18 protein-coding genes and 2 pseudogenes are annotated in these 21,896 nt (G+C 74.2%); 5 read left to right on the top strand and 15 right to left on the bottom strand.

Annotated elements, in window-relative coordinates; all coding sequences use genetic code 11:
• Window positions 1-24 precede the first annotated feature (24 nt).
• A complete protein-coding gene (locus ACZ516_RS06410) occupies window positions 25-1,332 on the bottom strand; it encodes a cytochrome P450 (RefSeq protein WP_469008819.1) in 1,308 nt (435 codons plus the stop codon).
• A 302-nt stretch (window positions 1,333-1,634) separates the two neighbouring features.
• Between ACZ516_RS06410 and ACZ516_RS06405 the strand changes: the two genes are divergently transcribed.
• Both ACZ516_RS06405 and ACZ516_RS06400 read left to right on the top strand, forming a co-directional pair.
• On the top strand, window positions 1,635-2,582 hold the full coding sequence (locus ACZ516_RS06405) for an acyl-CoA desaturase (protein ID WP_361083020.1): 948 nt from the start codon (window positions 1,635-1,637) through the stop codon (window positions 2,580-2,582).
• 204 nt (window positions 2,583-2,786) lie between these two features.
• On the top strand, window positions 2,787-4,022 hold the full coding sequence (locus tag ACZ516_RS06400; RefSeq protein ID WP_469008817.1) for a beta-ketoacyl-[acyl-carrier-protein] synthase family protein: 1,236 nt from the start codon (window positions 2,787-2,789) through the stop codon (window positions 4,020-4,022).
• Between the two features lie 60 nt (window positions 4,023-4,082).
• Here ACZ516_RS06400 and ACZ516_RS06395 read toward each other — a convergent pair whose 3' ends face one another.
• The 3 genes from ACZ516_RS06395 to ACZ516_RS06385 all read right to left on the bottom strand — a co-directional run bounded on the left by ACZ516_RS06395 (window position 4,083) and on the right by ACZ516_RS06385 (window position 7,389).
• Window positions 4,083-4,379, bottom strand: a complete 297-nt coding sequence (locus ACZ516_RS06395; protein WP_469008816.1) for a hypothetical protein — start codon at window positions 4,377-4,379, stop codon at window positions 4,083-4,085.
• Window positions 4,380-4,430: 51 nt separating this feature from the next.
• On the bottom strand, window positions 4,431-6,647 hold the full coding sequence (locus ACZ516_RS06390) for an acetoacetate decarboxylase family protein (protein ID WP_469008814.1): 2,217 nt from the start codon (window positions 6,645-6,647) through the stop codon (window positions 4,431-4,433).
• A gap of 187 nt (window positions 6,648-6,834) precedes the next feature.
• Window positions 6,835-7,389 (bottom strand): helix-turn-helix domain-containing protein, encoded by a 555-nt coding sequence (locus tag ACZ516_RS06385; RefSeq protein ID WP_469008813.1) that lies wholly within the window; start codon window positions 7,387-7,389, stop codon window positions 6,835-6,837.
• Between the two features lie 177 nt (window positions 7,390-7,566).
• Between ACZ516_RS06385 and ACZ516_RS06380 the strand changes: the two genes are divergently transcribed.
• From ACZ516_RS06380 to ACZ516_RS06370, 3 genes and pseudogenes are all read left to right on the top strand, one after another.
• The gene (locus tag ACZ516_RS06380) at window positions 7,567-8,697 is read left to right on the top strand and encodes an arylsulfotransferase family protein (RefSeq protein ID WP_469008810.1); all 1,131 of its coding nucleotides are present in this window, start codon (window positions 7,567-7,569) and stop codon (window positions 8,695-8,697) included.
• The gene (locus tag ACZ516_RS06375; protein WP_469008808.1) at window positions 8,694-10,094 is read left to right on the top strand and encodes a uracil-xanthine permease family protein; all 1,401 of its coding nucleotides are present in this window, start codon (window positions 8,694-8,696) and stop codon (window positions 10,092-10,094) included. The genes ACZ516_RS06380 and ACZ516_RS06375 overlap by 4 nt, the downstream gene beginning before the upstream one ends.
• Window positions 10,095-10,131: 37 nt before the next feature.
• A pseudogene (locus ACZ516_RS06370) lies at window positions 10,132-10,408 on the top strand (histidinol-phosphate aminotransferase family protein); the annotation flags it as partial.
• An 83-nt stretch (window positions 10,409-10,491) separates the two neighbouring features.
• On the opposite strand, the gene ACZ516_RS06365 reads toward ACZ516_RS06370, so the two are convergent.
• The 11 genes and pseudogenes from ACZ516_RS06365 to ACZ516_RS06315 all read right to left on the bottom strand — a co-directional run bounded on the left by ACZ516_RS06365 (window position 10,492) and on the right by ACZ516_RS06315 (window position 21,895).
• Entirely contained in the window at window positions 10,492-11,742 is a 1,251-nt protein-coding gene (locus ACZ516_RS06365) for a lytic transglycosylase domain-containing protein (protein ID WP_469008806.1), read from the bottom strand.
• Window positions 11,743-11,778: 36 nt separating this feature from the next.
• A complete protein-coding gene (locus ACZ516_RS06360) occupies window positions 11,779-12,531 on the bottom strand; it encodes a hypothetical protein (RefSeq protein ID WP_469008805.1) in 753 nt (250 codons plus the stop codon).
• Between the two features lie 25 nt (window positions 12,532-12,556).
• The gene (locus ACZ516_RS06355) at window positions 12,557-13,105 is read right to left on the bottom strand and encodes a nuclear transport factor 2 family protein (protein ID WP_469008803.1); all 549 of its coding nucleotides are present in this window, start codon (window positions 13,103-13,105) and stop codon (window positions 12,557-12,559) included.
• A 34-nt stretch (window positions 13,106-13,139) separates the two neighbouring features.
• A pseudogene (locus ACZ516_RS06350) lies at window positions 13,140-13,778 on the bottom strand (hypothetical protein); the annotation flags it as partial.
• Between the two features lie 440 nt (window positions 13,779-14,218).
• Window positions 14,219-14,737, bottom strand: coding sequence for a hypothetical protein (locus ACZ516_RS06345; RefSeq protein ID WP_361083000.1), 519 nt, complete (start codon window positions 14,735-14,737; stop codon window positions 14,219-14,221).
• The gene (locus ACZ516_RS06340; RefSeq protein ID WP_469008801.1) at window positions 14,734-16,029 is read right to left on the bottom strand and encodes an MCE family protein; all 1,296 of its coding nucleotides are present in this window, start codon (window positions 16,027-16,029) and stop codon (window positions 14,734-14,736) included. The genes ACZ516_RS06345 and ACZ516_RS06340 overlap by 4 nt, the downstream gene beginning before the upstream one ends.
• Window positions 16,026-17,195, bottom strand: a complete 1,170-nt coding sequence (locus tag ACZ516_RS06335) for an MCE family protein (protein ID WP_469009606.1) — start codon at window positions 17,193-17,195, stop codon at window positions 16,026-16,028. The genes ACZ516_RS06340 and ACZ516_RS06335 overlap by 4 nt, the downstream gene beginning before the upstream one ends.
• Window positions 17,196-17,341: 146 nt before the next feature.
• Window positions 17,342-18,388 (bottom strand): MCE family protein, encoded by a 1,047-nt coding sequence (locus tag ACZ516_RS06330; RefSeq protein ID WP_469009605.1) that lies wholly within the window; start codon window positions 18,386-18,388, stop codon window positions 17,342-17,344.
• 110 nt (window positions 18,389-18,498) lie between these two features.
• Window positions 18,499-19,602: an MCE family protein gene (locus tag ACZ516_RS06325; RefSeq protein ID WP_361082996.1), complete on the bottom strand. Its 1,104-nt coding sequence runs from the start codon at window positions 19,600-19,602 to the stop codon at window positions 18,499-18,501.
• On the bottom strand, window positions 19,599-20,645 hold the full coding sequence (locus ACZ516_RS06320; RefSeq protein ID WP_469008800.1) for an MCE family protein: 1,047 nt from the start codon (window positions 20,643-20,645) through the stop codon (window positions 19,599-19,601). Before ACZ516_RS06320 ends, ACZ516_RS06325 begins: the two co-directional genes overlap by 4 nt.
• A complete protein-coding gene (locus ACZ516_RS06315; RefSeq protein WP_361082992.1) occupies window positions 20,642-21,895 on the bottom strand; it encodes an MCE family protein in 1,254 nt (417 codons plus the stop codon). The genes ACZ516_RS06320 and ACZ516_RS06315 overlap by 4 nt, the downstream gene beginning before the upstream one ends.
• Between the last annotated feature and the right edge of the window lies 1 nt (window position 21,896).

Below are 21,896 nucleotides of genomic sequence, written 5' to 3'. Positions count from 1 at the left end.
GGCGGCTGGGGGACGCCCGCACGGTCAGGACGGGGCCCCCGTGTCCGCCGTCACGGTGTAGTGCTGCGGATAGGGCGTGCCCCCGTAGTCCAGCGCGCGTTCGGCGCCGGGCAGCGGCCGGACACCGGGGCGCAGGAGCACCCGCCGCACCATCTCGGGGAGGATCGCCCGGGCCGGATACCGACCCACGCACGCGTGCGCCCCGTGGCCGAGCACCAGGTTGTGCACGGGCGTCCGGTCGGGCCGGAAGGCGTACGGATCCTCGACGACCGTCTCGTCGAACATCGCCGACGCCAGGTGCGCGTGCACCACGGTGCCGGGTGCGAGGCGGGTCTCGCGCGGGGTGCCGGCGGCCAGCACGTGCTCGCGCACGCAGAGCCGTGGCGTCGACGGGACGAAGGGGTGGAAGCGCAGTGCCTCCCAGACGTAGCCGTCGAAGGCGGTGGTGTCGTCCGCGGCGGCCGACCGCTCGGCGCGGGCCAGCTCCTCCGGACGGATCGCCAGTTCCTTGAGCGCGGTCGCCGCGCACTGGGTGGCGTTCTGCTGGTAGCCGATCAGGTAGCCGACGAGCTGGTGGTTGATCCGTTCCTCGTTCATCGGCCGGTCCGCTCCCGGCGGCAGAACCGTGCGCAGCATCCGGGTGAGGACGTCGTCCGGCACGTCGTGGCCGGGGTCCGCCGACAGCGCGGCGACCCGGCGGCGGATCACCTCGGCCATCAGCTCGTGCAGTTCCTTGCCGGCCGCCACGCCGGCGGCGTGCACCTCGGGGTCCCGGTCGGGGTTGACGAACACCGCGCGCTGCACGCGCTGCGACAGCAGGTGCAGGTCCTCCTCGGCCACGCCGGTGAAGCCCAGGTACTCCTGGGCCACCCGGGCCGCGACCGGGGCGGAGAACTCCTGGATGTAGTCGAACGTCTCCCGCCCCGCGGCACGGGCCGACGCGATCGCCCGGTCCAGGGCGTCGTCGGCGAGGCGCGCCGTGATCCGGCGCACCGGCAGGAAGTCCCGCGCGGGCAGCATGAGCTGGGCGTGCGCGCGGTCGTGCCAGTGGAGGTCGGCGCCGTCCCGGGCCAGCATGAACGGCCCGTGCAGCGCCTCCTCCAGGAGCGGGCCGTACACGCCCACGGTGAAGACGTCGGGCGTCGACAAGACCTCCACCACATCGGTCATCCGGGTGACGAAGACGCCCGCGGGCGTGGCGAACACCGGGCGCGCCGCGCGCAGCTCGCGCAGCACGGCCGGACCGTCCGCCTTCATGCGCTCCCGCAGGAGGGCCACGCGCCGCGCGGCGTCGCTCTGCGGGATGGTGTCGTACGCCGCTAGAAACTCCATGGGTGCACCCAGACGTGGCGGGGCGCCGCGGACCGCGGTCGCCGGCGGATTCGCTCTCAATTACGGCACGGAGTCCCCGAGCCCGCACCACGACCGGGTCACCGGTGTGAATATGCCCGGTGCCTGCCGGGCGGCGCCGCGTGCCGCCGCCCTCCATCCCCGACCGCGCCCCAGCATGGACCAGGACCGAACCCGCGACGGCAGGAGGCCGCACGCATGCTGGGACCAGGGCAACCACCGGGGACGTGCCCCCTGCCGGCGACGCCTGTCGCCCGCGCCCGCCGGAGCGCCGGAGCACCGCGGTGACGGCCACCCACGCCGCCGAGGCGGACGGGCCGGCGCACTCGGGGCCCACGGCCGGCACCGTCGCGGTCACCGGGGCGGAGTACACCGGATATCTGCTGGGCATCATCGTGCTGCCCTTCGTGGTGCTCGCCGCGGCCCTCCCCGTCGCCTGGGGACGCGGGGCGGGCGCCCTCGATCTGACGCTCGCGGCCGTCATGTACGTCATCTCGATCGCGGGCATCTCGACCGGCTACCACCGGCACTTCACCCACCAGTCCTTCAAGGCCGCACGCCCGCTGCGCATCGCCCTCGCGCTGGCCGGCGGCATGGCGATGCAGGGACCGGTCGCCCTGTGGGTGGCCGAGCACCGCCGCCACCACCAGTTCTCCGACCGGCCGGGCGACCCGCACTCGCCGTGGGCGTTCGGCACCGGGCGCCGTGCCCTGCTGAAGGGCCTGTGGCACGCGCAGATCGGCTGGTTCGCCCGGCGCAGGCGCGCGGACCTCGCCCACTACGCGCCGGACATCCTGAACGACCCCGACATCAGCCGGCTGGACCGCTGGTACTGGGTCACCGTCACCGTCTCGTTCGCGCTCCCACCGCTGATCGGCGGCCTGTGGACCATGTCCTGGTCCGGCGCCGCCACCGCCTTCTTCTGGGGCAGCCTGGTGCGCTACGCGGTCGTCCACCACGTCACCTGGTCGGTCAACTCCGTCGCCCACGCCTTCGGACGACAGCACTACCGCAGCAGGGACCAGTCGCGCGACGTCCGCTGGGTGGCGCTGCTGACCTTCGGTGAGGGCTGGCACAACCTCCACCACGCCGACCCGACCAGCGCCCGCCACGGCGCGCTGCGCGGACAGTTCGACGCGACGGCCGCCCTCATCCGGCTCTTCGAGCGCAACGGATGGGCCCACGACGTGCGGTGGCCCGACAAGGAACGGCTCGCCGCACGCCGGCTGTGACCCACGATGGAGTGAACGGCGGGCCCTGCGCGCGTGTCGTGATCACGGGGCGACTCCGGCGCAGCGGTGGGGTGGTAGGCAAGGACCCGTCCCGCACCGCCACGCGCCGCGCACCCGCGCCGTCCACCGGCCCCCGCCCCGGGGGCCGGTGGACGCGCGCTCGCACCGCGTGGGGCCGTGCCCCCTCACGCCCCGGAGGTTCCGTTGCACGCGTACGCGCGCACGCGTGACGTCGCCGTCACCGGCATCGGCCTGCTGTCACCCGCCGGAACCTGCGCCGAGAGCTCTTGGGCCACCCTGGTGCGCGGTGTGTCGGTGGCCCGTACCGACCCCGTCCTCGCCGGGCTGCGGACCGACTTCTCCTGCGCCGTTCCCGACTTCGGGGCCCGCACACGACTCGGCCACGCCACGGCCCGGCGCCTGGACCCGTACGCCCAGATGGCGGTGGTCGCCGCACGCCAGGCGGTGGGCGACGCCGGCCTGGATCCCCGGGAGTGGCACCGCGACCGCGTCGCCGTCGTCCTCGGCGTGGGCAGCAACAGCCTGCACTCGTACGAGAAGCCCTTCCGGCTGCTCCACGAGGACCGCGCCGACCGCGTCTCCCCGTACCAGGTCACCCGCAGCGTGCCCAGCATGGCGGCGGCCGAGGTCGCCCTGGACCTCGGGGCGCACGGCGTGAACTTCACCACCAGCAGCGCCTGCGCGTCCGGGGCGACGGCCCTGGGCACGGCGCTGGACCTGCTGCGGGCGGGGCGCTGCGACATCGTGCTGGCCGGCGGCAGCGAGTCGGCCCGCAGCCGGATGACGACCACGTGCTTCGGCCAGATGCGGGCCATGTCGTCCCGCCGGTCCGATCCCGGCACCGCCTCCCGCCCCTTCGACGTCGAACGCGACGGTTTCGTGCCCGGGGAAGGGGCCGCCGTGCTGATCCTCGAACGTCCCGAGGACGCCCACCGGCGGGGCGCCCGTGTACGCGGCTACCTCGCGGGCTACGGGGCCACCGCCGACGCCCACCACCCGGCCGCGCCGCACCCCGAGGCCAGGGGCGCCGAGGAGGCGGTGCACGCGGCGTTGCGGGACGCGGACTGCGCGTCCGGCGACATCGACCACGTCAACGCGCACGCCACCTCCACGCCGCTCAACGACCTCACCGAGGCACGCATGCTGCGGCGGCTCTTCCGGCACGACCCGCCGGTGACGGCGAACAAGAGCGTCATCGGTCATGCCCTCGGCGCCGCGGGCGCCATCGAGGCGGCGGTGACCGTACTGACCCTCCAGCACGGTCTCGTCCCGCCGACGGCCAACCTGCGCCGCCAGGACGCGGCGGCCGAGCTGGACGTCGTCTCGGGCGTGCCCCGGCCGGTACGCATGCGCACAGCGGTGAGCACGTCGTTCGGCTTCGGAGGCCAGAACACCGCGCTCGTGCTGCGCGCGCCCTGAGCCGGGCACCCGCAGGGGGTCGGCCGTGACCCGGTGGGTGAACAGGCGCAGCGGCGCCCGTCACCTCGGGCGAAGGCGGGCCCCGGGTCCGGCACCGGCCCGGGCGCCCGCGGACCGGGCGGTGTGCCTGCCCACCAGCACCGCGGCCGCCGCCAGGTCGTCGGCGGCCTGCCGGCAGCACGCCGCCTGCCGGTGCAGGGTGGGCACGCACCAGTCGGGCACACCGGGGCGCCCCTCCAACAGAGCCGCCTGCTCCAACAGGCGCGCCCCGGCGCCGGCCAGCCTCTCGGCCTCGGCCCGCAACCGGGCCTCGTACCGGGTGGGTCGGTCCTCGTGGCGTACGGCGTGCACGGCCATGGGCTCCCTCGCTCTCCTCGTCCCTCTCCGTCCCCGCTCCATCCCTCGGCCTCAGCGCGGCAGAGCCGCTCCGGAACCGCGCCGCGCCTGGTACTGCGGCGTGCTCAGTACGCACAGCGGGCGGGCCCCGTCCAGCCCCAGGGACCGCAACTGGCGCACCAGCGGCTCCTGCTGACCGCCCCCGTCCGGCGCGCAGCGCAGCCGCACCCGGGGGGCCGCGTGGAAGCGCTGGCGTCCGACACAGTGCACCAGCGACCGCAAGGTCGCCTCCGCCGTGCGCCCGTAGAGCACCGAGTCCATGTGCGGAGCCGGCACGTGCGGCCCGAGGCTGCCGGTCAGCCGGACCGGTGGCTCCGCCGTGGCCCCGCCGGGCCGCGCCGCCTCGTCCAGGGTGACGTGCAGCCGGTTGCCGGTCAGCCGGACATCGATCTGGGCGCGCGTGACCGGCTGGCCCCACAGCTCCCGGCTCGCCGCCTCGGCCTCCTCGGTGGTGACGGCCAGGGCAGTCACCTGCCGTCCCGTGCGCCGGGTGTCCGCCCGGCGCAGCAACTCGGCCAGCACCTCGTGACTCCGGGGCCGCCACAGGTCGTTCACCAGTACCGCCAGGCTCAGCTCGTTGTACGCGCCGAGGCTCACGCAGCGGTGCTCGTACGCGGAGAGCGCCACCAGAACACGCCGGCCGACCCGGCTCGGGCTCATCCAGGAGGCGTCGGCCAGCAGCCGCGCCGCCCTGTCGGGCTCCACGGCGAAGAAGGCCACCACGCTCGTCGAGTCGTAGTACAGCACCGGGGTCTCGACCGGGCCCGCGGCGGTGGCGGTCCGGGTCACCGGCACCGCCATCAGGGGATAGCCCTGCGGCGGGTTGGCCCGGTCCGTGAGATGGAAGACCTGCGAACGCACCACCGGCCCCTGGTAGGGCGACAACGCCTCGTCGATGTCCCGGCGGGCGTCCGGCAGGTCCTCCTCCAGGTTGGCCATGTACCTGCCCAGCGAATGGCACAGCGGGAACTCGTGGTTGGCGTCGACGTAGTCCACCTCGTACCAGTCCGGGTGCGGCGTGAACACCGCGCCGGAGCCCGCGCCCCGGCCGTCGAGCGTGGGCACGAGGTCATGCTGGTTGGTGACGCTCGCCACCCACGTACGAGGGTCCGCGGGCTTCTTGTTGTCGATGGGGGAGCCCACCGCCACCATGTGCGTCACCCGGAACCGCCGGCAGAAGGCGCTGTTCTGCGCCAGGTTCATCAGGGCGATGCCGCCCTCACTGTGGCCGATGAGGGCGAGCTCGGCGCCGGCGGGCAGCCCGTACTCCTCCACGGCCAGCAAAATGCCGCGCGTGTAGGGCGACTCGGGGTCGAAGAGATTGCTCCAGGCGCCCACGAAGTCCTGGGGCGAGTCGTTGCGCGGCTTGCCCGGCGCCATGCCCGGGGCATGCAGCACGTGCCGCACCACACCGTCCGGGCCCCGGACGTCCTGGATCAGGACCCGGCCATCGGTGCGCAGCAGATCGATGTTGCGGAGGAACCCCATGAAGGAGCCCTCCTCGGCGAGCGACCGGCGGTCCTCCTCGTCCAGCTCCACCGGCACCGCCGCGCCCTCACCGGCGTCGAAGGCCGCCAGATGGCGCGCGGAGATCCCGAACCACGGATCCGCGTGCAGCGCCTCGCCGGTCGCGATCTGCCAGCCGACCTCGTCGTTGAGAGGGTTCTCGTCGAGCAGCGCCCGGATCGCCGACAACTCCGCGAACAGAGGCGCGATCGTCGACATCGCCCGCTCCGCGCCCTTGTCCTTCATCAGCGCCCGCAGGGCGCGCAGCGCCTCCACGTCCCGGTCGCCCGTGACGGCGTCCATCAGGCGCCGCATCCCCGGGTCCCGCCCGAGCTCCGGATGCTCCTCCAGCACCGCGGCGGCACGCAACCGCAGCGACGTCACGGCGACCCGGTTCGCGAGGCTCTCCCCTCCGCACACCTCGCCGGCCTGGCCCATCCGTTTCAGCCACCCGCCCGCGGCCCCGAGCGCGAACCCCAGGCCCGAGGGCCGGGTCAGTGCCCGTACCAGCGCACCCTGCGCCGCGAGGCCACTGCGCGGACGCCGCGCGCTCGACCGGGTGAGCCCCGGATCGGCGAGCACGGCGCAGGCCTCGGCGGCGGCGCCCCGGATGTCCGTGGCGCTCCGCGACACCTCAAGGGCCGCCTCGCGCAGCAGACGCGCGGTGGCGACGGCGTCGGACCCGTCGGGGCGCTCCGCGCCGGCGTGGGGGTGAGTCGCCATGACGGCCCTCGCAGAAACGTGAAAACGGGCCGACCGGCTCGACCCTGTCCTGGGGACGATGATCGTGCCTTCCCCACCCCCGCGCATCCGGGCGACCCGGCGCCCTCCGGTCTCCGCGCCCTCCGGTCTCCGCGCCCTCCGGACTCCGCGGCGTCCGCCGGTGCGCCGGACGCGCGGCCTCGCGTCGTCAGGACTCCAGTACGTCCACGTGGTCGCCGACCGCCACCACCAGGACCCGGGTGTCCGCTCCGGTGGAGCGCCAGCGGTGCCGGACGCCCCCGGACAGCAGCAGCGTGTCCCCGCGCCCCAGCCGGTGGAGCCGGCCGTCGGCCTCCACCTCCACCGAGCCGTCCGCCACGTACATCAGTTCGTCGTTGCGGTGCCGGAACTCCCGGTCGGCCTCGTGCTCGCCGACGAACTCCAGCGCGTGCAGCTGATGGCGGCCGCGCACCACCGGGCGGACCCGCGCCTCCCGGTCGAGGCCGCTGTCCTCGGCGGCCCACACGACGTCGACCGTGCGGGTCTCGTCGGAGGCCGCGAGCAGCTGCACCGCCGTGGTGCCCAGCGCGTCCGCGATCCGTTGCAGGGAACGCATACTGGGCCGCGCCCGGTCGTTCTCGATCTGACTGAGGAACGGGGAGGAGAGCCCACTGCGCCGCGCCACCTCGGCGAGCGTCAGGTCGAGTGCCCGCCGCCGGCGGCGTACGGCGGCACCCACCCGCGGTGTGTTCGCGGCCTCCATGGTCTCCCGTCCTCCTCGCGCGGCGCCGTTCTGCCTGGTCGACGACGCGTACACGCACCTTACGCGGCCCGCGGCCGGCCTCCGGAGGGGGTTTCGCACTGCCGACACATGCCCGTCACACTCCGTCTCTATCGTCAAAGTCAGTTGTTCTCATCAAAGAAACTTTGACGCGAGGAGTTGGACGTGCCACCCGTCGACCAGAATTCACGCCGCCGCCGCCCCACCGGCCTCATCGCCCTCGACGAGAGAGCCGCGTACGACGGATACACCCTCTACGCGCCGCTCACCGGCACCGGAGAGGTCTACCTCATCGACCTCCACGGACGGACCGCCCATCAGTGGCACCTCCCCTGGCGCCCCGGTCGCCACGCCCGGCTCCTCACCGACGGAACACTGGCCTACAACGGCGTGCTGCCGGGCGAGGAGGCGCTCTTCCCGATGTGGCACAAGTACCGGGGAGGCGTCATGGTCCACGCCGCCCCCGACGGGACCGTGCTCCGGGAACACCGCGACCCCCTCCAGCACCACGACGCCCACCACCTCGACGACGGCGGCATCCTGTACACCGCCCTGGAACCCCTGACAGGAGCCGAGGCGGGAGCGGTGCGAGGGGGAGTGCCGGGCTCCGAGGCCACGGGCGGCATCGTCTGGGCCGACACCATCAAGGAGACCGGTCCGGACGGTGAACTCCGGTGGTCCTGGCGGGCGGCCGAGCACCTGGACCGCGAGGAGTTCCCGCTGCACGAGGCCTACGCCCGCGAACACTGGCCCCTGATCAACAGCGTCACCCCACTGCGGGACGGCAACATCCTCGTCAGCCTGCGCAGCGTCTCGGCCGTCGTCGTCATCAGCCGCGACACCGGCGAGGTCCTCTGGCGGAGCCGCCCCGGCACGGTCAGCCAGCAGCACGCCCCCACCGAACTGGACGACGGCCGGCTGCTGGTCTTCGACAACGGCGTCTTCCGGCCCGGCCACGACGTCCCCTACTCCCGCGTCATCGAGATCGACCGGGCCGACGGCGACATCGCGTGGGAGTACCACGACCCGGCCCGCGAGTTCTTCTTCGCACCCTTCATGGGCTCCGCCCAGCGCCTGCCGAACGGCAACACCCTCATCACCGACTCTCCCTCCGGGCGGCTGTTCGAGGTGACGAAGGACGGCTACTTGTGCTGGGAGTACGTCGTCCCGCACTTCGCCGGATACGCCGAGAGCGAGGTCCGGGGGCTGTTCCCGTCCGAGCCCAACGCCGTCTTCCGCGCCTACCGTTACGCCGCGACCGATATCCCCTGGCTGGGGGCGACAGGATGACGGCCACGCCCACCCCCGCCACCGACGCCACCACCGCCCGGTCGGCCGACGTGGTCGACACGGTGGACGCCAGGGTGCCCTTGCGGCGGCTGGTGCCCCTGTCGGTCCAGCACGTCCTGGCGATGATCGCCGCCCCGATATCCACCGTGTTCCTCGTCGCCGGCACCCTGAAGATGCCGCCGGGAGCGACCGCCTCGCTGCTCAGCGCCGTCCTGCTGCTGTGCGGCGCGGGCACCCTGCTCCAGTCCCTCGGCGTGTGGCGGATCGGCGGGCGCCTGCCGTTCGTCATGCTGCCCGGGGGCGCCGCGACCGCGCTGTTCCTCCAGATCGCGCAGGAACACGGCGCCCCCACCGCCGCCGGCGCCGTCCTCCTCGCGGCGGCCCTGCTCCTGGCCGTACTGCCGCTGTACGCCCGTGTCGTCAGGCTCTTCCCGCCACTGGTCATGGGCGTGACCGTGCTGCTCATCGGCATCGCGATGATCCGGGTCGCCGCCGGCCTCGTCACCGGACCGGACGGCACCGGCGAGCCGCGCACGGTGCTCCTCGCCGCGCTCACGGTCGCGGCCACCCTCGCCGCGTACGTTCTCCTGCGCGGTGTCTGGCGGCAGACCTCCGTCCTCATCGGGATGGCGGCGGGGGCCGTCGTGGCAGCGACCACCGGTCTCGGAACCTTTGCCCCCGCGGCCGGAAGCGGCTTCGCGCCGCCCGCGTTCCTGCCCTTCGGAACGCCGCGGTTCGACCTGGTGGCCGCCCTGCCGCTGCTCGTGTTCAGCCTCACCACGCTGGCCGAGATCACCGGACAGACCGTGCTCAACAGCGAGACGGTGGGCCGCACTCCCGCCCCCGAACGGGACGTTCCGCGCGTCGCCCGCGCGGACGCCCTGGTCTCCCTGGCCGGCGGGCTGTTCGGCACGTCCCTCATGGTCACCAGCGCCGAGAACATCGGCATCGGCCGGCTCACCGGGGTCCGCAGCCGCTTCGTGACCGCCGGGGCCGGAGTCCTCCTGGTCGCCCTCGGCCTGGCGACACCCCTCTCCCGGGCGCTGGCCGGCATCCCGGCGGCCGTCGTGGGCGGCTCCGCCCTCGTCGTCTACGCCGTGATCGCCGTGCTGGGCATCGAGATGCTCCGCCGCGCCGACCTGTCCGGCACGGGCACCGGCACCATGACGGCCGCGCTCGCGCTCACCGCGGGGCTGCTGCCGCTGCTCAGCCCGCATCTGTACGCCGGATTCCCCGCCTGGGCCCGTACGGTCCTGGGCAACGGCGTCGTCGCCGGCACCCTGACGGCGGTCCTCCTCTCCGCACTGCTCGGCCGCTTCCGCCCCGGAAAACCCGCCGTTGCGCTGCCGAGCGGGGGCGTTCGAACACCGCTCGACGCCAGCCCGTCGGGCACTTGACGCACACCGCCCCAGCACCCGACCTGGACCGGGCCGCTTCGACTCGGTCGACGAAGGAGTGGCGAACTTTCTCACGGTGACCCTGCCGCCGCGGGGACCGAGCGCGGCGCGACTGGTGGGGGAGTGCCGTGAGCACGACGTGTTCGCGTTACCTGTCGCCGATGCCCCCGCCGTACCAGGGACGGACTGTCCGGATCGCCGGCCGCGACACGGCGGAGAACGCGCGGATCGTGGCGGAGTGCCGAAGCGCCCTGGACGCGCGGAACGCGCCGGCCGCCGTGCCGGCGGGCGCGCCCGGGCCGGCCTCCCGGTGACGACGGTCGCCGCTCTCGTGCCGTACCTGTGCGGGGCGCCCCCGCCAAGGACGCCGACCGGTGGCTGCCCGGGGCCCCCACCCTCACCTCTCGGTAGCGGTCATGGAAGTGCAGGGCGGCTCCTGTTCCGGGGCCTTCGGGGAGGGGGCGGGGGATCTGCCGGGGTCCGGCGGGGGGCTCGTCGAGTCGGAGGGGCAGGGCTGTGTAGGTGATGGGTCGGTGGGCGTGGGGGAGGGGTCCGGGGTCGGGGAGTCGGACGGGGTGGGCTCCGGCGGCCGGGTGGGGTCCGGTTCCGTCGGGGTCGGGGATGGCCGCGGTGAGGGCGAGGACGGTGCCGGGTGCGAGGGTGTGGGGGTCGGGGTGGGCGTGCCGGGGTCCGGGCCGATGATGACGCCGCCGTCGCCATCCTTGCCGTCGCCCCCGCGACCTCCCTTGCCCCCGCGGCCGCCCTTGTCGGCCGGTGACGTGGCCGGCGTGTCGCCGCCGGCCCCGGGTGACGTCGGGATGACGCCCTTGCCGTCGGGCACGGCGTGCGTACCCCTGCGGTAGAACTCCAGCCAGGAGCGGACCAGTTCGAGATAGGGACGCGACTGGTTGTAGCTGAGGACCGCGCGGTCGAGGTCGGCGGGCCGGCTCAGGTCGCGGCTCCCGGCGCACAGGTAGTGCCCGGCGGCCAGGGCCGCGTCGAAGACGTTGTTGGGGTCATCGCGGCCGTCCCCGTTGCCGTCCGCGCCCCACCGCGCCCAAGTCGACGGCAGGAACTGCATCGGCCCCACCGCGCGGTCGTACACCGTGTCGCCGTCGTGGACGCCGCCGTCGCTGTCCCGGATCAGGGCGAAGTTCCGGCCGTCCAGTGCCGGGCCCGTGATCCGGCCGAGCGTGGTGCCGTGCCGGTCGACCGCGCCGCCGCGCGCCTGCCCGGACTCCACTTTGCCGATGGCGGCGAGCAGTTCCCAGGGCAGCGCGCAGCCGGGGTCCGTCCGGGCAACGGACCTCTCCGCGGCGCGGTACGCGCGCAACACCGTCCCGGGGATGCCGGCCGCGGCACGCTCCGGGGTCCTCCGCTCGGTGCGCGGCGGGGCGTCGGAGGACGTGACCTGCGGCGGGAGTTCGGTGTGGTACGAGCCGTCAGCGGGCGGGGCGAGTTCCGCGTACGGCGGGTCGGGGGCCGGGGCGGGCCGGTCGTCGGCGGCCGGACGGGCGCTCACGTGCTGCGGGAGCACTCCGGGGGCCTGGGAGGCGGTGAGCGCCGCCACCGCGCTCACGGCGATGGCGGTGGTCCGCAGACCCCTGCGGGTCCGGACGGGCAGGCGGCGGGCGCGGTGTTCGGGCATGGGCACTCACTCCCTGGTGGTGGGGCACGGGCGGGTTCAGCGGCGGAAGGTGTCGATGCGTGAGACGAGCCAACGGCCGTCGCGCCGCTGGACGTCGACGGCGAACATCGCCCCGGCGTAGGCGCCGTCGTCCCGCGCCTTCTTGTCGCCGGCCGTGCTGACGCTGCTCTGATCGGCGTAGACCAGGACGCGGGCCCGGTCGCCGTCGATGCGTTCGACCGCGCTGTCGGTGACCGTGGTGGTGATCACCGCCTTCTGCTTGTCGGCGCGGGCGCGGACGGCGCCGAGCAGTTCCCGGTGCTGGGCGACGGCACCTCCCGTCAGCCATTTCTTCGCTGCCTTGTCGAAGGCGCCGGGATGGGCGTGGTCGTACGAGAAGAGTGCCGCGACGGCCTTGGTCGACTGGCCCTTGATCTCGCTGGTGCGCGCGGTGTCGGACAGGGCCGTGTTACGGGCGGCCGGGTCGTCGCGGAGCGCCTGTGCGCGGGCGTGAGCCCAGCCGGCGAAGCCGCCGAGGAGCAGGGTCAGCAGGCAGAGGATCGCGAGCGTGCGGCGGGGCGGGGGCGCGGGATCGAGGGGGGACGGCGTTTCGTCGCGGGCTGCCTGCCGGGGGCGGGTGAGCCGCACCTTGTCGCGCCGGTCCTCGCTCCCCTTGGCGGCGCCGGCGGCGACCGGGGCGGGCGGAGTGCGGTCGCGGGAGTGGGAGGCGGCGGTGGGGGCCGGCGGGCGGCGGGCCTCGCGGGTCTGGCGGCGGCGTGCGTTGTTCAGGTGGTGGCGGGTCGTCGGCATCGTGTGTCGTCCTCTCCTCGGCCGGTCAGCCGGTCGGCGTGCCGCCGACCGGGGCCTGGCCCAGGGCGCTCAGCTTCCAGGTGCCGTCGGTGCGGGTCAGTTCGCCGAGCATGCGGCTGTCCTTGTCGGTGCGCTGCGCGCCGGGCGCCTTCACCGTCACCCGCAGCGCGACCAGCACTCGGGCCCGGCCGGCCCGGTCGTCGAGTTCGGTGAGGGCGCCGGAGAGCACCTTCGCCGTGGTCACGGTCTTCGCTTCCCTGACCCGGTCGGCGAACTCCGCGCGGCCGCCCGCCAGTTGCTCGCGCAGCTCGCCGGTGGTGGAGGACTCCCAGAGGTCCAGGCCGCGGTCGAGGCTGCGGTGGTCCAGGGTGTTGAGGTTCTGCACGGCCTGCTCACCGGCGGTGAGGGCGGCGTCGCGCTGCTCGGCGTACCCCGCGGAGCCGGCGTGGGCCGCGTCGTACCAGTCCCGGCCCGCCCACGCGGCGAAGCCGCCCGCGAGCAGAGTGAGCGCGAGGGCGAGCCCCGTGACCGGCAGCGCTCCCGGCCGGGCCGGGCCGCTGGTGCGGCGTCTCATCCGTGGTCCCCTCTCTTCGCGCCTTCGCGCTCGCTCAGCGCGTCTTGATGTCGACGATTCGCCACTGGTCGTCCTCCCGTCGCGCGGTCACCGTGAGCTGGGCCGCCGCGGAGGTGGTGCCGGCCTTGCCGCGGTGCGAGATCTGATCGAGGAAGACCAGCAACCGCGCGCTGTCACCGTCGAGTTCGATCACCCCGGTGCGGACCGCCTGGGTGCTCAGGGTGACGCGCCGCGCGGCGACGTCCGCGCGGATCCGCTCCATCAACTCCGTGTACTGGCGCTGCGCCCGCCCCGCGAGGACGGACCGCGCCGCGCGTTCGGTGGCCTCCAGACCGTCCGGCGTGTACGAGAAGACACGGGCGAGGGCGTTGTCGACGTCACCGGCGACCCGGGTCGTCTCCTCGGCGTCGGTCAGCGCGCGGTTCGCGGCGGACGGGGTGGACCTCGCCTGATGGGCGCCGTAGAAGAAGCCGCAGCCGGCGAGGACGAGCAGCGCGGCGCACACCGCGGGGACCAGCCGTCCGCCGAACCCACGCCAGCGCGCTCGGCCGCCGCGCACGCCCGCGGTCTCCTCCCGCGAGGCACCCCGGCCGGGCTCGGTGCCGGGGGCCGGGGCGGCGTTCGCGGTCGGCTCCCCCTGCCCGCCGGGGGCCGGGGTGGTGCTCGTGGTCGCGTCCCCCTGTCCGCCGGGGGCCGCGGTGGCGTTCGTGGTCGCCTCCCCTTGTCTGCCGGGGGCTGGGGCGGCGTTCGTGGTCGGCTCCCCTTGTCCGCCGGGGGCCGGGGTGGTGCTCGTGGTCGCGTCCCCCTGTCCGCCGGGGGCCGCGGTGGCGTTCGTGGTCGCCTCCCCCTGTCCGTCGGAGGCCGGGGTAGCGCTCGCGGTCGGCTCCCCCTGCGCGCCGGGCGCCGGGGTGGCGTCAGTGGTCGCCTCCTCCTGTCCGCCGGGGGCCGGGGCGGCGTTCGCGGTCGGCTCCCCTTGTCTGCCGGGGGCCGGGGCGGTGCTCGTGGTCGCGTCCTCTTGCCCGCCGGGGCCCACGTCCGGCCCGGTCCGGTCGGTGGGCGGTCCGTCACCCGGGCCCCGGTGGGCCCGGGGCCGTCCGAGGTGCGGCAGCCGTGTCATCGGCCCTCGCCCTCCTTCGCCGTCCGCGCGAGCGGTACCGCGCTCAGTGCCTTGACCTTCCACTCGCCCCCGCCCGTGCGGGCCAGCACCGCCTCCAGGCGCTTGCGGTCGACGGTCGGCCGCTTGCCCGCGCCGGGGGTGACCTCGACGCGCACGGTGGCGACGAGTTTGGCGGTGCCCGCGCGCGTGTCGAGGGCGGTGAGCGCGGCCTCGGTGACCGCGCCCCGCGCGGAGGCCCCCTTCCGAGGGGCGGTGGCGCCCAGTTCCTCCCGCAGCGGACCGGTCGAGGCGGCACGCCAGTCCCGGATGCCCGCCTTGGCCCGCCGCCGGGACGAGGCGTCGAGGGTGTTGAGCACGGCGAGCCGCTCGCGCCCGTCGGCCAGCGCCTCGTCGCGAGCACGGCCGTACGCGAGCGAGTCGTCGCCCCGTGCCTGCGCGTACGTCCACGCCCCGGCGCCGCAGAACGCCAGCGCCAGCGCGAGTCCCGCCCCGGCGACGACCCGCACCCGCCTCATCGGCCCGGCTCCGCGCCGAGCAGCCCCGGCAGCCCGGTCGCTCCGCCGCCGCCCGTGTCCGGCAGGGCCAGCGCGCCCGGCAGGCCCGCGCCCGACCGCGACGACGCCCCACCCCTCGTACCGCCTGCTCCGGGCGAACCGCCCGACGGCAGGGAGCCCGCCCTGGCCGGGTCAGGCACCGCGCCACCCCGTGGGGCGTGGGCGGACCCCCGTACGTTGACGCCGCTGCCGGCCGGAGCCGTGCAGGACGCGCCGGTGTTGAGGGCGGGGGCGGTGCCGAGGTCGAGGCCGGTGCGGTAGCGGGTGCCGCCGTAGCCGTCGGTGCAGGGCAGGGGCTTGAAGAAGGTGACGGCCAGGCCGAGTCTCATCTTTCCTCCGTCGACGGCGGTGGCGCCCGCCGAGACGGCCGCCGGATATCTCACGAGGAGTTCCTCGATGCCGCGCTGCCGGGTGACGGCCACCTCGGAGGTCGTGAGCAGGTTGGCGAGGACGACGCCCAAACTGGGGTCGAGATCCCGGAGCAGCCCGCTGACCTGCGTGGCGGCGTCCGGTGTGACGGTGAGCAGACGGCGCAGGTCGGCGTCGGAACCCTTGAGGGTGCGGGCGAGTTCCGTGGCACCCTCGGCGAAGCCGCGGATCGCCCCCGCCTCCTCTGCCTGGGTGCGCAGCACGGTCTCACCGTCGGTGAGCAGGCGGCTGGTGGTGGGCAGGTTCCGGTCGGCGGCCTCGATGAAGGCGCTGCCGTTGTCGAGGAGCACCCGCAGGTCGTCGCCGCGCCCCTCGAAGGTCTTGCCGAACTCGTCGACCACCGTGCGCAGTTCCTCCAGCGGAACGGACCGGACGAGGCCGTCCACACTGGTGAGCACGTCGGTGACGGGCGCCGGCACCTCTGTCTCGGACCGGGCGATCCGGGTGCCGTCGACGAGGTGGGGGCCGGAGTCGCTCTCGGGCCGCAGGTCGATGTACTGCTCGCCGACCGCGGAGAGCCCGGCCACCACGGCCCGCGTGTCGGCGGGGATGCGGGGGGCGGACTTCTTGATGCGCAGCTGGGCCACCACCCCGTCCGCGGTGAGGTCGATCGGACCGACCCGGCCCACTGAAACGCCCCGGTAGGTGACGTCGGAGTGGGTGAAGAGGCCGCCCGTGCGCGGGAGTTCGACCCGCACCGTGTAGTAGTCGGCGACGCCCACGTACCGGCCGAGGTCCGCGTAGCGGAGGCCGAGGAAGCCGAGGACGAGGACGGCGATGAGCAGGAAGGCGAGGTTCTTCAGACGTATGGCGAGGGTGATCATCTCTGTGCGCCTCCGTCCCCGGGGTCCCGGGTGGGCGTCGGTACGGACGGCAGGGGCAGCGGCGCCGACGGCGAGGGCGATGCCCCGCCGCCGGGCCGTTTGCCGGGCGCGGCGCCCCGGGGCGTGCCGGTGGGCGAGGGGGTGCTCCGCGGCACGAGGGGCGGGATGACCTGGGTGCCGGGGACGGCGGTCATGTGCAGATACACGTTGAGGTAGTCGCCCTTGATTCCGTTGAGCACCTCGTCGGTGAACGGGTAGGTGAGCAGCACCTGGAGGGAGTCGGGCAGGTCGCTGCCCGCGTCGGCGAGGGCCTTGAGGGTGGGGGCGAGCGCCTTGAGGTCGGCGACCATGTCGTTCTTGCTCGCCTTGACGGTGGAGACGGCGACGCCGGACAGCCGGTCCAGGGAGCGCAGCATGGTCAGCAGTGAGCCGCGCTGTTCGTGCAGGGTCTTCAGGCCGGGGGATAGGTCGGTCAGGACGGTGCTCACGTCGTCCTTGCGGCCGGCGAGGGTGGTGGCGAGCCGGTTGACGCCGTCGAGGGCGTCGGTGATGTCACCGCGGTGGTCGTCGAGGTTCCCCACGAGCTCGTCGACCCGCTTCAGCATGGAGCGGACCTCGGGTTCGCGTCCGCCGAGGGCCTTGTTGAGCTCCCGCGTGATGGTCTTGAGCTGGTTGACGCCACCGCCGTTGAGCAGCAGGGACAGCGCGCCGAACACCTCCTCGACCTCGGTGTTGCGGCCGGTGCGGGAGAGGGGGATGACACCGCCGTCGCCGAGGTCGCCCCCGGCGGACGACTTGGCCGGCGCGACGAGACTGACGTACTTCTCGCCGAGCAGACTGGACTGTTCCAGGCGGGCACCCGCGTCGCGCGGCAGCCGGACGTCGCCGTTGATCTCCATGGTGACGCGGGCCGACCATCGGTCGTCGTCGAGGCGGATGGCGGTGACCCGGCCGACGGCGACGTCGTTGACCTTGACCGCGGCGTGCGGCACCAGGCTGAGGGCGTCGGCCAGTTCGGCGGTGACGGTGTAGGGGTGTGAGCCGAGGTCGGCGCCGCCCGGCAGGGGCAGGTCCTCGATGCCGTCGAAGCGGGGAGCGGTGACGGTGAACGCGCCGAGGGCGAGCGCGAAGCCGAGGCCGAGGGCGAGCAGGCCGCCGAGGCCCATGCCGGCGGCGGCCCCGCCGGTGAGCACCCGGCGCCCTGCTGTGCGGTGCGGGGGCTCGACGCGATCCGCCTCGGCGGTCTCCACCTGGTCCGCGCCGCCGGTCTCGACCGGCCCCGACGCCCGTCCCCGGCGCCGTACGACGCGCTTCACCGTTCTCCCTCCCCCGAGGTCGCAGCAGAGGCCGAAGCAGAGGCCGAAGCAGAGGGAGAGGCCGAGGGCGGCTCCGGGGAGCCGCCGCCGGTCGCCGGCAGGGGCAGCAGGGGGCCGCCCATGCTGATCTCATTGAGGTCGGCCCGGCCGTCGATCCTGCCGGTGCCGGTGTCATAGGCGCCGACCAGGTTGCCCGCGGCGAGCGGCGCGACGTCCAAGGCCTCGGCCAGCGAGGCGCGCCGGCGCACCAGGGCCCGGGTGAGGGGCACGAGCCGCTCGACGTTCCCCTTCAGCTCTCCCCGGTTGTCCTTGATGAAGGTCTTCACCCGGCGCAGGGCGGTGCCGAGTTCCTTCAGGGCGCCCGCGAGGTCGTCCTTGTTGTCGGCGAAGTAGCCGACGACGGTGTCCAGCCGCTGCTGTGCCGTGCGTACGTCGGTGTCCTTGCCCTTCAGCATGGTGGTGAACGTCTGGAGGTTGCGCAGGGTGGCGAACAGGTCGTCGCTGGAGCCGTCGAGCGTCCTGGTGGCCTTGCCGAACTCCTCGATGCTCTTGCCGATGGCCGCGCCGTTGCCGTCGAGGTTGGCGGCACCGGTCCTCAGCAGCCCCGACAGGGCGCCCGCGGAGTTGGCCCCCTCCGGCCCCAGTGCCTTGCTGAGGTCGGTGATCGACGCGTAGAGCTGGTCGATCTCGACGGGGGTGCGGTTGCGGGAGGCGGGCAGTACGGCGCCGTCCGCGAGGGCGGGGCCGGCGCGGTAGGCGGGGGTGAGCTGGACGTAGCGGTCGGCGACCACGCTGGGCGCGACGACCAGGGCGCGCGCCGACTTCGGCACGCGTACGCCCTCGTCCAGCGCGAGTTCGACCTGGACCCGGGTGCCCTGGGGGTGGACCGACTCCACCTCACCGACCCGGACGCCGAGGACACGCAGGTCGGAACCGGCGTAGATGCCGACGGCACGGTCGAAGTAGGCGGTGATGCGGGTGCCGGTGGAGTCGAGGACGCGCACCGCGACGAGTCCGGCGGCGACCACGGCGAGGGCGACCACGGCCGCGAGGAGTTTCCTCCGCGTGGCGAGGTGCTTCCCCCGCGTGGTGAGGTGCTTTCCGTGCGCGGCGAGGAGTCTCGGGCGCGCCGCGAGGAGTGTTCCGTGTCTGCTCATCGCTCACCGCTCCTCCGGGCCGCCGCCGACTGCTCGGGCGGCATGCACGACGTCTTGGGCCGGGACCGCGCGGGCAGGTAGTCGCGCGGCACCACCCCGCACAGGTAGCTGTCGAACCAGCGGCCGTTGCCGAGGGTGTTGCCGACGAGCCGGTAGTAGGGGCCGACCAGGGCGAGCGTCTCGTCCAGCCGGCTGCTGTTCTTCTCCAGGACGGTGGTGACCCGGCCCAGCGCCTTCAGGGTGGGGCCGAGCTGCTTGTCGTTGTCGTCCACGAGGCCGGACAGTTCGGTGCCGAGGGCGCGGCTGCCCTTGAGCAGGGCGGTGATGGCCTTGCGCCGGTCCTGAAGTTCGCCGAGCAGGGGACCGGCGTCCTCGATGAGCGTCTCGAAGCTGGACTTGTTGTCCTTGAGCGTCTTGCTGAACTTGGCGCTGCCCTTGAGGAGTCGGGCGAGTTCACGGTCGCGCTTGGAGACGGAACGCGACAGGTCGGACAGGCCGGTCGCGGCCTTGCGGACGTGGGGCGGCGACTTCTCGAAGGTCCGCGAGATGGTCTCGAAGCTCTTGGCGAGCTGGCGGGTGTCGAGGGCGTCGGCGGTGGAGCCGAGGTCCTGGAACGCCTGGGTGACGTCGTACGGAGAGGTGGTCCGGGTCCGCGGGATGCGGCTGCCGGGGTCCTGTGCCGCGCCGCCGAGCGGGTCCAGGGCCAGGTACTTGTCGCCCAGCAGCGTCTTGATGGCGATGGCGGCGGTGGTGCGGTCGCCGAGCCAGGCGTCCTCTACCTCGAAGGTGACCTTCACCCGGTCGCCGTCCAGGGCCACGCCGGTGACCCGGCCGACCTTGACGCCCGCGACCCGCACCTCGTCGCCCTCGTCCAGGCCCGCCGCCTCGGTGAAGTCGGCGCTGTAGGCGGTGCCGCCGCCGGTGAGGGAGAGCCGGTCGGCGTTGTAGGCGAGGACGGTGAGCAGCGCCAGCAGGAGCAGGCCGACGACGGCCACGGCGACGGGGTCGCGGTCCTTGACCGGCTTGAGGCGCGGCGCGCGGGAGCGGCGGGGCGCGGGGGCGGGGGTGTCGCGGCGTCCGGGCCGCAGGAGGAGGGTCATGCGCCGCACCTGGCCTCGGTGACGGCGATGCCGGTCGGCGGCTTCGCGCCGGTGGAGGTGGTGACGCCGTCCACGCGGGCCTCGCAGAGATAGAGGTTGAACCAGGAGCCGTACGAGGAGAGCCGGCCCAGCGCGGTCAGCTTGGCGGGGGTGCGGGCGAGGAAGTCCTCGATCTGCGGGGTGGCGTCGCCGAGGTTGTCCGAGAGCCGGCCCAGTTCGCGGAGGTCCTTCTTCAGCGGGGCGCGTCCCTCCTGGAGGAGGTCGGCGGTCACGGTGGTCAGGTCGCCCATGGCGGTGACGGCCTTGCCCAGGGGCTTGCGGTCGTCGTTGAAGCCGGTGACGAGCTTTTGGAGGGTGCCGACGAGGTCGTCGAAGTCGCTCTCGCGGTCGTTGAGGGTGGTCAGGACGGTGTTGAGGTTCTTCACCACCTTGCCGACGACCTGGTCCTTGGCGGCGAGCGTCGTGCTGAGGGAGCCGACGTGCCGGATGAGGCTGTCGACGGTGCCGCCCTCGCCCTGGAGCACCTGCACGATGGAGCCGGCGAGTTCGTTGACGTCCTTCGGGGAGAGGCCCTCGAAGAGCGGCTTGAAGCCGTTGAAGAGCAGGGTCAGGTCGAGTGCGGGGGTGGTCCTGTCCAGCGGGATGGTGTCGCCGGCGTCGAGCATGCCGGTGAGGTCGCCGCTGCCCCGCTCCAGGGCGATGTAGCGCTGGCCGACCATGTTGAGGTACTTCACGGCGGCGGTGGCCGACGCGGGCAGGGTGCGGTCGTCGCGGACGGTGAAGGTGACCTGCGCGGTGCGCCGGTCGACGACGCGGACGTCGGTGACCTCGCCGACCTCCACCCCGGAGATGCGGACGCTGTCGCCGTCGGTGACCCCGGTGGCGTCGGTGAACAGCGCCTTGTAGGTGAGGCTGTCGTCGCCGACTCCGCTGCCGGCGACGCTCAGCCCGAGGACGGCGGTGGCCAGCGCGGTGACCACCAGGAAGGCGAGAGACTTCAGGACCGGGCCGGTCAGCGGGCGGCGCCGGGTGGGGGACGTCATCGCAGGGTCACCTCCGTGCCGCGCAGGGCGGGGCCCGCGAGCAGACTGCTCCACTCGGGCAGCTCGGTGGGGGCCTTGCCGGCGGCCGGTGCGAGGAGTTCGTTGACGAGGTCGTTCTCCTGCGGGGAGTTGGCGGGCCCGAGGTCCTGCCCGGCCGCCGCGGGGACCTGCACGGCCGGTTTCCCGGCGAGGCCGAGATAGGGCACGGGGTAGCAGCGGGGGCCGCCGTCCGCGTCGTACGAGGGGGTGTCGCGGCCGGGGCGGTAGGCGCCGCGGGAGGGCACGGTGGTGACGTCGACGCGCAGGCCGGGCCGGTCGGTGCCCTTGCCGAGGGCCTTGTCCATGGCGGGCACGAAGTCGGCGAGGGTGCGCAGGGTGCAGGGGAAGGCCGAGGAGTACTCGGCGAGCAGTTCCAGGGTGGGCCGGGAGGAGGCGGAGAGCCGGATGATGTTGTCCTCGTTCTGCCGCAGGAAGGCGGTCAGGTCCTCGGCCGTCCCGGTGGTGGCGCCCAGGGTGGCGGACAGCTCGCTCTCCTTCTCGGCCAGGGTGCCGGTGGTGGTGGTGAAGTCGGCCAGGGCCGTGAGGATGTCCGGTGCGGCATCGGCGTAGACGTGGCTGACCTTCACCAGGTGTTTCAAGTCGCGGTTGAGGGTCGGCAGTTGGGGGTTGAACTCGCGCAGGTGGGAGTCGAGGAGGGTGAGGGTGTCGCCCAGCCGGCCGCCGCGCCCCTCCAGTGCGCGGGAGACGGCGGAGAGGGTGGCGGAGAGCTTCTGCGGCTGGACGGCGGTGAGCATCGGCAGCACGTCGTCGAGGACCTGCTGGAGCTCCACGGCGCTCGTGGAGCGGTCCTGCGGGATGACGGCGCCGGCGGCCAGCGGCCGCGCGGAGGGCGAGGCGGGCGGGACGAGGGCGACGAAGCGCTCCCCGAACAGGGTGGTGGGCAGCATCTGGGCGCGCACGTCGGCCGGGATCCGGGTGCGGGTCCCCGGGCGCAGGGCGAGGGTGAGCCGGGCACCGTCGTCGGTGGCGTCGATCTCACGGACCTCGCCGACGACGACGCCGCGCAGCTTCACCTCGGCGCCCAAGTGCATCTCGTTGCCGACGGCGCCCGTCTCCACGACCACCGGGTCGGAGTCGGTGAACCGCTTGTCGTAGACGGCGACCGAGAGCCACACCAGCAGGGCCGGGACCACCAGGAAGACCACTCCGGCGAGCCGGCGGCGCGCGGTCGCGCCTCGCGCTGCGCTCATG

The sequence above is a fragment of the Streptomyces sp. NPDC034037 genome (assembly GCF_055575715.1).
This window is presented reverse-complemented; position numbering and strand designations above follow the sequence as displayed.

What these genes read in the sequence shown, in the direction of transcription:
- ACZ516_RS06385 (WP_469008813.1), bottom strand. Translation starts at nt 7,389, where the DNA reads ATGGAGGCCGCGAACACACCGCGGGTGGGTGCCGCCGTACGCCGCCGG.
- ACZ516_RS06365 (WP_469008806.1), bottom strand. Translation starts at nt 11,742, where the DNA reads ATGCCCGAACACCGCGCCCGCCGCCTGCCCGTCCGGACCCGCAGGGGT.
- ACZ516_RS06375 (WP_469008808.1), top strand. Translation starts at nt 8,694, where the DNA reads ATGACGGCCACGCCCACCCCCGCCACCGACGCCACCACCGCCCGGTCG.
- ACZ516_RS06320 (WP_469008800.1), bottom strand. Translation starts at nt 20,645, where the DNA reads ATGACGTCCCCCACCCGGCGCCGCCCGCTGACCGGCCCGGTCCTGAAG.
- ACZ516_RS06410 (WP_469008819.1), bottom strand. Translation starts at nt 1,332, where the DNA reads ATGGAGTTTCTAGCGGCGTACGACACCATCCCGCAGAGCGACGCCGCG.
- ACZ516_RS06360 (WP_469008805.1), bottom strand. Translation starts at nt 12,531, where the DNA reads ATGCCGACGACCCGCCACCACCTGAACAACGCACGCCGCCGCCAGACC.
- ACZ516_RS06395 (WP_469008816.1), bottom strand. Translation starts at nt 4,379, where the DNA reads ATGGCCGTGCACGCCGTACGCCACGAGGACCGACCCACCCGGTACGAG.
- ACZ516_RS06345 (WP_361083000.1), bottom strand. Translation starts at nt 14,737, where the DNA reads ATGAGGCGGGTGCGGGTCGTCGCCGGGGCGGGACTCGCGCTGGCGCTG.
- ACZ516_RS06390 (WP_469008814.1), bottom strand. Translation starts at nt 6,647, where the DNA reads ATGGCGACTCACCCCCACGCCGGCGCGGAGCGCCCCGACGGGTCCGAC.
- ACZ516_RS06335 (WP_469009606.1), bottom strand. Translation starts at nt 17,195, where the DNA reads ATGGGCCTCGGCGGCCTGCTCGCCCTCGGCCTCGGCTTCGCGCTCGCC.
- ACZ516_RS06340 (WP_469008801.1), bottom strand. Translation starts at nt 16,029, where the DNA reads ATGATCACCCTCGCCATACGTCTGAAGAACCTCGCCTTCCTGCTCATC.
- ACZ516_RS06315 (WP_361082992.1), bottom strand. Translation starts at nt 21,895, where the DNA reads ATGAGCGCAGCGCGAGGCGCGACCGCGCGCCGCCGGCTCGCCGGAGTG.
- ACZ516_RS06325 (WP_361082996.1), bottom strand. Translation starts at nt 19,602, where the DNA reads ATGACCCTCCTCCTGCGGCCCGGACGCCGCGACACCCCCGCCCCCGCG.
- ACZ516_RS06355 (WP_469008803.1), bottom strand. Translation starts at nt 13,105, where the DNA reads ATGAGACGCCGCACCAGCGGCCCGGCCCGGCCGGGAGCGCTGCCGGTC.